This is a genomic window from Idiomarina sp. OT37-5b (assembly GCF_002968395.1).
In the GTDB taxonomy this organism is placed as follows: Bacteria; Pseudomonadota; Gammaproteobacteria; order Enterobacterales; family Alteromonadaceae; genus Idiomarina; species Idiomarina aquatica.
In genome coordinates this window covers 261,581-272,852 of record NZ_CP027188.1, presented here as the reverse complement: position 1 = coordinate 272,852, position 11,272 = coordinate 261,581, and the positions used below count along the sequence as shown (strand labels likewise).

The 11,272-nt window shown below is 49.8% G+C and carries 8 protein-coding genes; 2 read left to right on the top strand and 6 right to left on the bottom strand.

The window, feature by feature from the left end; genetic code table 11:
• The first annotated feature begins 4 nt into the window (after positions 1–4).
• A complete protein-coding gene (locus C5610_RS01320) occupies positions 5–412 on the top strand; it encodes an acyl-CoA thioesterase (protein ID WP_105305526.1) in 408 nt (135 codons plus the stop codon).
• Positions 402–1,358 carry a glutaminase A gene (glsA, locus tag C5610_RS01315; RefSeq protein WP_105305525.1) on the top strand — a complete coding sequence of 319 codons (957 nt, stop codon included), beginning with the start codon at positions 402–404 and terminating at the stop codon, positions 1,356–1,358. Before C5610_RS01320 ends, glsA begins: the two co-directional genes overlap by 11 nt.
• Here glsA and C5610_RS01310 read toward each other — a convergent pair.
• The 6 genes from C5610_RS01310 to rpoC all read right to left on the bottom strand — a co-directional run bounded on the left by C5610_RS01310 (position 1,355) and on the right by rpoC (position 11,245).
• Positions 1,355–2,134, bottom strand: coding sequence for an amino acid ABC transporter substrate-binding protein (locus C5610_RS01310; protein ID WP_262339947.1), 780 nt, complete (start codon positions 2,132–2,134; stop codon positions 1,355–1,357). The two genes, glsA and C5610_RS01310, sit on opposite strands and share 4 nt — an antisense overlap.
• Positions 2,135–2,491: 357 nt before the next feature.
• Positions 2,492–3,676, bottom strand: a complete 1,185-nt coding sequence (tuf, locus tag C5610_RS01305) for an elongation factor Tu (protein WP_075610518.1) — start codon at positions 3,674–3,676, stop codon at positions 2,492–2,494.
• 60 nt (positions 3,677–3,736) lie between these two features.
• On the bottom strand, positions 3,737–5,860 hold the full coding sequence (gene fusA / locus C5610_RS01300) for an elongation factor G (RefSeq protein WP_105305524.1): 2,124 nt from the start codon (positions 5,858–5,860) through the stop codon (positions 3,737–3,739).
• A 30-nt stretch (positions 5,861–5,890) separates the two neighbouring features.
• Entirely contained in the window at positions 5,891–6,361 is a 471-nt protein-coding gene (gene rpsG / locus C5610_RS01295; protein ID WP_105305523.1) for a 30S ribosomal protein S7, read from the bottom strand.
• Positions 6,362–6,432: 71 nt separating this feature from the next.
• Positions 6,433–6,807: a 30S ribosomal protein S12 gene (gene rpsL / locus C5610_RS01290; protein ID WP_006956845.1), complete on the bottom strand. Its 375-nt coding sequence runs from the start codon at positions 6,805–6,807 to the stop codon at positions 6,433–6,435.
• Between the two features lie 205 nt (positions 6,808–7,012).
• Complete coding sequence (gene rpoC, locus C5610_RS01285) at positions 7,013–11,245, bottom strand: DNA-directed RNA polymerase subunit beta' (protein WP_105305522.1); 4,233 nt, start codon at positions 11,243–11,245, stop codon at positions 7,013–7,015.
• Positions 11,246–11,272: the final 27 nt, after the last annotated feature.

Here is an 11,272-nt window from a genome sequence, read left to right as displayed (position 1 = left end):
TAAGATGTTAGAAGAACAGTTTAAAGTTCGTTTTTATGAAACCGACGCGCTGGGACACGTCAACAATACGGTGGTACCGATGTGGATCGAAACCGGCCGGTTGCCGATATTTGAGTTTTTCGGTGAAATGTCACCGGAAACTCAAAGCCTGATCGTGGCTCGGCTGGAAGTCGACTACCTTAGGCCGATCTTCTTTGGCAGTAACGTAACGGTAAAGACCTATGTCAGCCGTTTGGGCGGTTCGTCCTTTGATATCAGCACAGAGATTTGGCAAAAAGACGAACTCTGTGCCAAAGGCAAGACCGTGTTAGTTTATTTTGATTTCAGCGAGCAGACCTCGATTGCTTTAACCGACGGTTTACGCTCACGATTAGCAACACTCACTCATCCGGAGCATCCTCTTGACGCGTGATTTAGTTAGTGGTGGCCAACACATCCATGCACCTGACGACCTTAACCGGTTGTTGCAGGAGATATACGATGAGGCCATGACCATCACCTCTGGCAAAGTAGCGGATTATATCCCTGCTTTGGCCGAGGTGAACCCTGACTATTGTGCGCTAACCCTCGCGACGTTGGATGGCGAAGTCTTTAATGTTGGCGATACTCAGCAGCCTTTTTCGATCCAGTCGGTGTCAAAAATCTTTGGTTTAATGCTAGCCATGGAACGACTCGGCGATGAACTGTGGCAGCGGGTAAAAATGGAACCTTCCGGCCAGGCCTTTAATTCCATCGTTCAGTTAGAGTGGGAGAAAGGCATCCCGCGTAATCCAATGATTAACGCAGGCGCCATTCTTGTCAGTGACGTTCTGGTGAGTCGTTATTCGGCCAGTAAAAATGCGGTTTTAAGCCTGGTACGCACGCTCTGCGGCAATGAATCGGTGCATGCAGACCATGAAGTACACCTATCGGAAAAAGCCCATGGGCACCGCAACGCAGCATTAGCTCACTTGATGAAGAGCTTCGGCAATATCGAATCCGATGTTGATGAATTGCTGGATCATTATTTCTGGCAGTGTGCCTTAACGATGACTTGTGAAAACCTGGCTCGCTCCTTTACGTTCTTGGCTAATGACGGCGTATGCCCCTTTTCTAAGAACAGCATTATGTCAAAGCGCGATTCCCAGCGCATTAACGCGCTGCTCTCAACCAGCGGCATGTATGACCAAAGCGGTGAGTTCGCATTTACCGTGGGAGTTCCGGCGAAAAGCGGCGTCGGTGGAGGCATTGTCGCTGTGGTACCTGATTTTGGTGTCATTGCCGCCTGGAGTCCGCGACTGAACGAATACGGCAACAGTGCCCGCGGTATGTTTATGGTTCGTGAACTGGCCAACCGCCTGGGCCTGAGTGTGTATTAACGGCGGTACAGTTGAAACCGCTGCAGGTTAAAGCGCGCAAACAGGTGATTAAACTTCTCATCACGTGACAACAACCGAACCAATCGCTGTACTTCTTCAACGGATATGCCTTTGCCCGTCGCTACAACCACCCCGAGTTCGTACTCACTCTCGACACGATCTGAAATCAGTAATTGCTCGAGATAGTTAACCGAAGAATTTTTCAGAGCACTCAACAGTTCGTCATTAAGTACGGCAGCATCAATACGGCCGCCAATCAGCATTCGTAAGTTGGTGATGCGGGAGTCGGACAGATAAATGGAATAACGTTTGGCAACCTCTTCGGAGTTCATCACGGTACCGCCAAAGAGATAATGATAGCCGCGCACACCGCCAAGCTTGAGCCCTTCGAGATTTTCAAAGAACGACTGATCCCTGCCAGCAACCTTCTTGGCCACTAAACGCTCAGAACCCCTTAATAACGGAAATGTTGTGGCAACGTCCACTTGAGCGTTCTGCCAGCCCCAAAGTAATGACTCGAAAAAAATAACATCGCAACAGCCCTCGGCGGAAAGCGCCTGGTAACGGCCATTGGGAGGAATCGCCTGAATGATGAACTCGTACTCATTTTGATTATCGTTAAGCAGATTAACCAGTTCCGTGGTGACATCGGTTTCGAGCGTACCAGAAAAAAACGGGGGAAAATCATAGGCCGCCACATACACCGGTTCGCGAGACAAGGCGTTTCCGGTAAACAGTGAACAAACGATTAATAACGACAGGATATATCGATTCACGGCGTAACGTTGATTAACAAGGACGCAACCATAATACCTAACACAACGCGAAGCGCAAGCGCCTTGGTACTCACTTCGTTCGCGCTTGGCCCTCGCTCCGCTCGGTTGCCGGGCACCGGCTTCGCCGGTTTGCTTGGCGCGGCCGACGGCCGCTTGCTTGGCGCCTCGTGCTTCGCACTCGCTTGCTGTTAAAAAAAGCAAGTGCGCGCAGCGCACGCGCGGACAAGCCGCGTCAGCGGTGCCTGGCAAGCCGAAGGCGCCTGGCAAGTGAGCAACGCGAACGCCAGACATAAAAAACCCGGCCGAAGCCGGGTTTTTTAGCAAGCGGTAGCTTGCGCCTCTGGCGCAAGATACTGCTTAGTCGATGATCTTAGATACAACGCCTGCACCTACAGTACGACCACCTTCACGGATGGCGAAACGCAGACCTTCGTCCATCGCGATTGGAGCAATCAGCTCTACCACGAATTTCAGGTTGTCGCCTGGCATTACCATTTCTACGCCTTCTGGCAACTCTACCGCACCGGTTACGTCCGTTGTACGGAAGTAGAACTGTGGACGATAGCCTTTGAAGAATGGCGTGTGACGGCCACCTTCGTCTTTGCTCAGTACGTAGACTTCTGCTTCGAACTTAGTGTGCGGAGTGATAGTACCTGGCTTCGCCAATACCTGACCACGCTCTACTTCGTCACGCTTCGTACCACGCAGCAACGCACCGATGTTCTCACCTGCACGACCTTCGTCAAGCAGCTTACGGAACATCTCAACACCCGTTACGGTTGTCTTGGTGGTTTCTTTCATACCTACGATTTCACACTCGTCGCCAGTGCGGATGATCCCGCGCTCGACACGACCGGTGACTACCGTACCACGACCTGAGATCGAGAATACGTCTTCGATTGGCATGATGAATGGCTTATCGATGTCACGCTCTGGCTCTGGGATATAGCTGTCCAGGGCGTCTGCTAGTTCGATGATCTTCTTCGACCACTCTTCGTCACCTTCCAGTGCTTTCAGGGCTGAACCCTGGATTACCGGCAGGTCGTCGCCCGGGAATTCGTATTCTGATAACAGTTCACGAACTTCCATTTCTACCAGCTCTAACAGCTCTTCATCGTCAACCATGTCACATTTGTTCATGAATACTACGATGTAAGGTACGCCTACCTGACGTGACAGCAGGATGTGCTCACGAGTTTGTGGCATTGGGCCGTCTGTTGCTGCTACTACCAGGATTGCGCCGTCCATCTGCGCCGCACCGGTGATCATGTTTTTAACATAGTCAGCGTGTCCTGGGCAGTCTACGTGAGCGTAGTGACGTGCTGGAGTGTCATACTCAACGTGTGATGTTGAGATGGTGATACCACGCTCTTTCTCTTCTGGCGCGTTATCGATGGCTGCGAAGTCTTTCGCCGCACCACCGTATACTTTTGCCAAAACAGTTGTAATAGCAGCGGTCAGGGTAGTTTTACCGTGGTCAACGTGACCAATGGTGCCGACGTTTACGTGCGGCTTCGAACGTTCAAATTTTTCTTTAGACATGATAGTTCCTCAAACTTAAGTTAAAAGTCCGGTCTCGTAAAAAACCGGACCAGACCTTACTTATTTAGCGTTACGCTCAGCCATCACTTTTTCAGCGATGTTGTTTGGTGCTTCACCGTACTTCAAGAATTCCATTGAGTAAGATGCGCGACCTTGAGTTTGTGAACGCAAGTCAGTTGCGTAACCAAACATCTCAGAAAGAGGCACAACCGCGTTAACAGCTTTCAAGCCGCCTGGCGCTTCTTCCATGCCTTCGATCAGACCGCGGCGACGGTTTAAGTCACCAACAACATCACCCATAGATTCTTCAGGAGTGATAACTTCAACTTTCATCAGTGGTTCAAGCAATACTGGGTCAGCTTGTAATGCACCTTTTTTGAAGGCCATGCTACCAGCGATCTTAAACGCCATTTCTGATGAGTCGACGTCGTGGTAAGAGCCATCATACAGAGTCGCTTTAACACCCAATACTGGGTAGCCAGCCAATACACCCTGTTCCATCTGCTCTTGAACACCTTTATCAACAGCTGGGATGTACTCTTTTGGTACCACACCACCAACGATTTCGTTAACGAATTCGTAAGTGACATCATCACCGTTTTCGTCTTCTTCGATCTTCATCGGTTCAAGTTTCAGCCAAACGTGACCGAACTGACCACGACCACCTGATTGACGAACGAACTTGCCTTCAACTTCAACCGCTTTACGAATTGCTTCACGGTATGCAACCTGAGGCTGACCAACGTTACATTCAACTTTGAACTCACGCTTCATACGGTCAACGATGATGTCCAAGTGTAACTCGCCCATACCAGAGATGATGGTTTGGCCTGATTCTTCGTCAGTCTTAACACGGAATGACGGATCTTCAGCAGCCAATTTACCCAGGGCAATACCCATTTTCTCTTGGTCGGCTTTGGTTTTCGGTTCTACCGCAACAGAGATAACCGGCTCTGGGAATTCCATACGCTCCAGGATAATTGGATTGTTTGGATCACAAAGCGTGTCACCCGTTGTTACGTCTTTAAGACCGATCAGTGCAGCGATGTCACCAGCGCGCACTTCTTTGATTTCTTCACGGCTGTTTGAGTGCATTTGCACCATACGGCCAACACGTTCTTTCTTGCTCTTAACCGCGTTGATAACGCCGTCACCCTGATTAAGCACACCAGAGTAAACACGAACGAACGTCAAGGTACCTACGAATGGGTCAGTCGCAATTTTGAACGCCAACGCCGAGAACGGCTCTTCGTCGCTCGACTTACGAATGCCTTCGCTTTCGTCAGGCAAAATACCGCGGATCGCTTTAACTTCTGTAGGCGACGGCAAGTATTCGATAACAGCGTCAAGTACTGCTTGAACACCCTTGTTTTTGAACGCAGAACCAGCAGCTACCAAGCAGATTTCGTTCGCCAAAGTACGCGCACGCAGACCTTGCTTGATTTCAGCTTCAGTTAACTCGCCGTCTTCAAGGTATTTGTTCATCAGTTCTTCGTTGGCTTCGGCAGCAGCTTCAACCAACTCTGCGTGATATTCTTCACACAGATCAACCATATCTTCTGGGATGTCTTCATAAGTGAATGACGTACCCATGTCTTCTTCGTTCCAGTTGATGAACTTCATCTTGATCAAGTCAACAACGCCGCGGAAGTTATCTTCAGCGCCTACTGGAAGCTGCATTGGTACCGCTTGGGCTGCCAAACGCGTTTTCATTTGGTTTACAACAGACAAGAAGTCCGCACCAGCGCGGTCCATCTTGTTAACGAAAACCATACGTGGAACTTCATATTTGTTCGCCTGGCGCCAAACAGTTTCTGTTTGAGGCTGAACACCTGAAGATGCACACAGAACGACGACAGCGCCGTCAAGAACACGCAGAGAACGTTCTACTTCGATGGTGAAGTCAACGTGCCCAGGAGTATCAATGATGTTGATACGGTGCTCAGGGAACTGCTTGTCCATACCTTGCCAGAAACAGGTTGTTGCTGCCGAGGTAATAGTGATACCACGTTCTTGTTCTTGCTCCATCCAGTCCATGGTAGCTGCACCATCGTGCACCTCACCAATCTTGTGAGACAGACCTGTGTAGAACAACACACGCTCAGTAGTGGTTGTCTTACCGGCGTCTACGTGAGCACAGATACCGATATTACGATAGCGCTCAATGGAAGTTTTACGAGCCACAATAAACTCCTTACTCGGTTAACTGTGAATTTACCAGCGATAGTGAGCAAACGCTTTGTTTGCTTCAGCCATGCGGTGAACGTCTTCACGTTTCTTCACAGCTGACCCTTTGTTTTCTGATGCATCTAGCATTTCAGCTGCCAGACGCTGCGACATTGATTTTTCACCACGGGTGCGCGCTGCATCAACTAACCAGCGCATAGCCAGTGCGTTACGACGTACCGGACGAACTTCAACTGGAACTTGGTAGGTTGAACCACCAACACGACGAGATTTAACCTCGACGGTAGGACGCACGTTTTCTAGTGCGGCATCGAAAATTTCCAGATGATCTTTACCTGACTTCTCAGCCAGAATGTCCAGTGCACCGTAGATAATCTTTTCAGCGACTGCTTTTTTGCCGTCAACCATGACGACATTGATAAACTTAGCCAACAACTCGGATCCGAACTTAGGATCTGGAAGGATTTTACGTTGACCTATGACGCGTCTTCTTGGCATCTCAATATTCTCCGATTAATTCAGGGTATTACCCAAAACGTACAAAGTTTGGCCTTACTAACGGAGAACCGTTAAGACTTAGGCCGCTTCGCGCCGTACTTAGAACGGCCTTGTTTACGATCGTTAACACCTGAACAGTCAAGTGCACCACGAACGGTGTGGTAGCGAACACCTGGCAAGTCTTTTACACGACCGCCACGGATCAGTACGACTGAGTGTTCTTGTAAGTTGTGGCCTTCACCACCGATGTATGAAGAAACTTCATAACCGTTGGTCAGACGTACACGACAAACTTTGCGCATTGCAGAGTTTGGTTTCTTTGGGGTTGTGGTGTAAACACGGGTACAAACTCCGCGTTTTTGAGGGCACGCTTCAAGAGCCGGAACGTTGCTTTTCACAACCGGCTTCTGACGGCCTTTACGCACCAGCTGATTAACTGTTGCCATTCATTACTCCTAGTTTAGTTGATGTCGCTTTTTAGCGCGCACGAGGGTGCGTGAAAAATCGCTAAATCCTGACCATTAACGATCAGATCCCGAAAATCGGGAGCGGGAATTTTAATGGTCATATTTTCACCTGTCAAGGCTATATAAAAGAAGCCGGTACTGATATCAGTACCGGCTTCTGTACGCTGTCTAAACAGAACGTGCTTTATTCTGCACTATCATCGCTCTGGCCACCCGCATTTAGGGCGTCAGCCAGTTGCTGTTCTGCTTCTTCAGCCGTCATCTTAGGCGCTTCTTCTACCACCTGCATTTCGTCAAGGCGACGCTGCATGCGTTCCTTGTGATACGAATAGCCGGTACCGGCAGGAATCAGTCGACCTACGATAACGTTTTCTTTCAGTCCGCGCAGACTGTCTTTCTTGCCGCCAACGGCCGCTTCGGTCAGGACACGAGTCGTCTCCTGGAACGAGGCCGCAGAAATAAACGACTCAGTTGACAGTGATGCTTTGGTAATACCCAACAGCTGACGCTCGAAGGTCGCAGGCTGTTTGCCTTCTGCTTCGGCTTTTGCGTTTGCTGCCAGTACCTCAGACATTTCAACCATTTCGCCTTCCAGCAAGTTAGTGTCGTTAGCGCGCAGGATAAGTGCTTTACGCAGCATCTGACGAACGATAGTTTCGATGTGCTTATCGTTAATCTTAACACCTTGTAAGCGGTAAACTTCCTGCACTTCGTTAACGATGTAGTTTGCTACCGCGCTAACACCACGCAAGCGAAGGATATCGTGCGGCGCTTCCGGGCCGTCCGCGATAACTTCACCTTTCTCAACGTGTTCACCTTCAAACACGTTCAGCTGACGCCACTTCGGAATCATCTCTTCGTACTGATCACCGCCATCGGTTGGTGTGATCAATAGACGACGTTTACCTTTAGTTTCTTTACCGAATGACACCGTACCGGTGATTTCAGCAAGAATCGCAGGCTCTTTCGGACGGCGCGCTTCGAACAAGTCAGCAACCCGTGGCAGACCACCGGTGATGTCGCGAGTTTTCGAACCTTCTTGCGGAATACGTGCAAGGGTATCACCCACTTTCACTTCGGCGTTGTCTTCCAGGTTGATGATCGCGTTACCCGGCAGGAAGTACTGCGCTGGGATATCGGTACCAACGATGTTTACGTCGTTACCTTTCTCATCCACCAGTTTCACCATCGGACGCATGTCTTTACCGGCGCTGGTACGTTGACCTGTTTCCAGTACAACAACGCTTGAAAGACCGGTCAGTTCGTCGGTCTGACGAGTCATGGTGACACCATCAATCAAGTCAACAAACTTGATGCGACCTTCTACCTCGGTAATGATTGGGTGCGTGTGCGGATCCCAGTTTGCAACGGTTTCACCGCCTTCAACTGCGTCGCCTTCACCTTTCTTCAGTACCGCACCGTAAGGCACTTTATAGCGCTCACGTTCACGACCATACTCATCAATCAGCGTCAACTCGGTCGAGCGTGAGGTAATCACGTGCGCTTTATCGCTGTTAACAACCCATTTCGCGTTGTGTAGCTTGATGGTACCCGGGTTTTTAACCTGGACACTGTTTTCTGCTGTCGCCCGTGATGCCGCACCACCAATGTGGAAGGTACGCATGGTAAGCTGTGTACCCGGTTCACCGATGGACTGAGCCGCGATAACACCAACTGCCTCACCTTGGTTAACCATGTGGCCACGAGCCAAGTCACGGCCGTAACAGTGAGCACAAACACCAAAGTCCGTGTCACAGGTGATGACCGAGCGAACTTTAACTTCATCGATGGAGTTCTCTTCGAGGATGTCGCAGTTCTTCTCGTCCAACAAGGTGTTGCGTGGCAGCAGCACTTCATCAGAACCAGGCTTGAGGACGTCTTCACAGACCACACGACCCAGTACACGTTCGCGCAATGGTTCAACAACGTCACCACCTTCGATCAATGGCTTCATGATCAGGCCTTCGAACGTGCCACAATCTTCTTCCATGATCACAACGTCTTGTGAAACGTCAACCAGACGACGGGTCAGATAACCTGAGTTCGCGGTCTTCAATGCAGTATCGGCCAAACCTTTACGCGCACCGTGGGTTGAGATGAAGTACTGAAGTACGTTCAAACCTTCACGGAAGTTAGCAACGATTGGCGTTTCGATGATTGAGCCATCCGGCTTCGCCATCAGACCACGCATACCGGCCAACTGACGAATCTGTGCGGGGCTACCACGAGCGCCCGAGTCCGCCATCATAAAGATAGAGTTAAATGATGCCTGCTCTTCTTCTTTACCGTCTTTGTTGATAACAATTTCTTTCGACAGGTTGTCCATCATCGCTTTCGAGACTTTCTCGTTAGCGGTTGACCAAATGTCGATAACTTTGTTGTATTTCTCGCCCGCGGTTACCAGACCTGATTCAAACTGCTCCTGAATCTCTGCCACTTCTTCTTCCGCAGCTTCAACGATTTCTTTTTTGGCATCCGGGATAACCATATCGTTGATACCAACCGATGCACCGGAGACCATTGCGTAATGGAAACCTGTGTACATAACCTGGTCAGCAAAAATAACGGTGTCTTTCAGACCTAAATCACGGTATGCCTGGTTTAGCATACGAGCAATTGGCTTTTTACCCATTGGCTGATCGATCAGCTCAAACGGTAAGCCTTTCGGCATGATCAGTGACAACAATGCACGACCGACGGTCGTATCACGCAATTGCGTTTTGGTTTCTTTGGTGCCGTCTTCGTGAATGGTGGTATCCGTGATACGTACCTTCACGCGAGAGTGCAGTTCAACCAAGCCGTTACGGTAGGCTTTTTCAGCTTCCGACGGGCTCTTAAACGCCATGCCTTCGCCTTTGGCATTGATCTTTTCTTTGGTCATGTAGTACAGACCTAAGACAACGTCCTGTGAAGGAACGATGATCGGATCACCACTGGCTGGCGACAGTACGTTGTTGGTCGACATCATCAACGCACGCGCTTCTAGCTGCGCTTCTAGCGTCAACGGTAAGTGAACGGCCATTTGGTCACCGTCGAAGTCGGCGTTATAGGCCGCACACACCAATGGGTGCAACTGAATTGCCTTACCTTCGATCAGTACCGGTTCGAATGCCTGAATACCCAAACGGTGAAGTGTTGGGGCACGGTTCAACAGCACCGGATGCTCTTTGATGACTTCATCAAGAACGTCCCAAACCTCTGCGGTTTCACGCTCAACCATCTTCTTCGCGGCTTTGATGGTTGTTGCCAAGCCACGGCGCTCAAGTTTGCCGTAAATAAATGGCTTGAACAGTTCCAATGCCATCTTCTTAGGCAGACCACACTGATGCAGGCGCAACTTAGGACCAACGGTAATAACCGAACGACCTGAGTAGTCAACACGTTTACCCAACAGGTTCTGACGGAAACGACCCTGCTTACCTTTGATCATATCGGCAAGTGATTTCAGTGGGCGCTTGTTCGAGCCAGTGATAGCACGGCCACGACGACCATTATCTAACAACGCATCAACGGCTTCCTGCAACATACGTTTTTCGTTACGTACGATGATGTCAGGTGCTGCTAAGTCAAGCAGACGCTTCAGACGGTTGTTACGGTTGATCACGCGACGGTACAGATCGTTCAGATCCGAAGTCGCGAAACGACCGCCGTCCAACGGTACTAATGGGCGCAAATCCGGTGGTAACACCGGTAATACTTTCAGAATCATCCACTCAGGCTTGTTACCTGACATTTGGAACGACTCAAGTAATTTCAGACGCTTGCTGATTTTCTTACGCTTGGTTTCGGAATTGGTTTCCGGCAACTCTTCACGCAGCTGTTGGATCTCAGCATCGATGTCGATGGCGCGTAACAGATCAAGTACGGCTTCCGCACCCATCTTCGCGTCGAACTCGTCGCCGTGCTCTTCCAACGCATCAAGGTATTCTTCTTCGGTCAGAATCTGGCCTTGTTCCAGTGACGTCAAGCCACCTTCGGTTACCACATAAGATTCGAAGTACAGCACGCGTTCGATGTCACGCAGCGTCATGTCCAGCATCAAACCGATACGAGACGGCAGTGACTTAAGGAACCAAATATGTGCAACCGGGCTGGCCAGTTCGATGTGACCCATACGCTCACGACGTACCTTGGTCAGTGTAACTTCAACGCCACACTTCTCACAGATAACGCCACGGTGCTTCAAACGCTTGTATTTACCACACAAACATTCGTAGTCTTTTACCGGACCAAAAATACGCGCACAGAACAAGCCGTCACGTTCTGGCTTGAAAGTACGGTAATTGATTGTTTCCGGCTTTTTCACCTCACCGTATGACCAACTGCGGATCATATCAGGTGATGACAGTTGGATTCGAATACCATCGAACTCTTCTGTCTGGTTAGCCGGTTTTAAAAACTTAAGCAAGTCTTTCACGATTTATCTCCTGTCGGAGTTCAAACC

What these genes read in the sequence shown, in the direction of transcription:
- rpsG (WP_105305523.1), bottom strand. Translation starts at nt 6,361, where the DNA reads ATGCCAAGAAGACGCGTCATAGGTCAACGTAAAATCCTTCCAGATCCT.
- C5610_RS01320 (WP_105305526.1), top strand. Translation starts at nt 5, where the DNA reads ATGTTAGAAGAACAGTTTAAAGTTCGTTTTTATGAAACCGACGCGCTG.
- tuf (WP_075610518.1), bottom strand. Translation starts at nt 3,676, where the DNA reads ATGTCTAAAGAAAAATTTGAACGTTCGAAGCCGCACGTAAACGTCGGC.
- rpsL (WP_006956845.1), bottom strand. Translation starts at nt 6,807, where the DNA reads ATGGCAACAGTTAATCAGCTGGTGCGTAAAGGCCGTCAGAAGCCGGTT.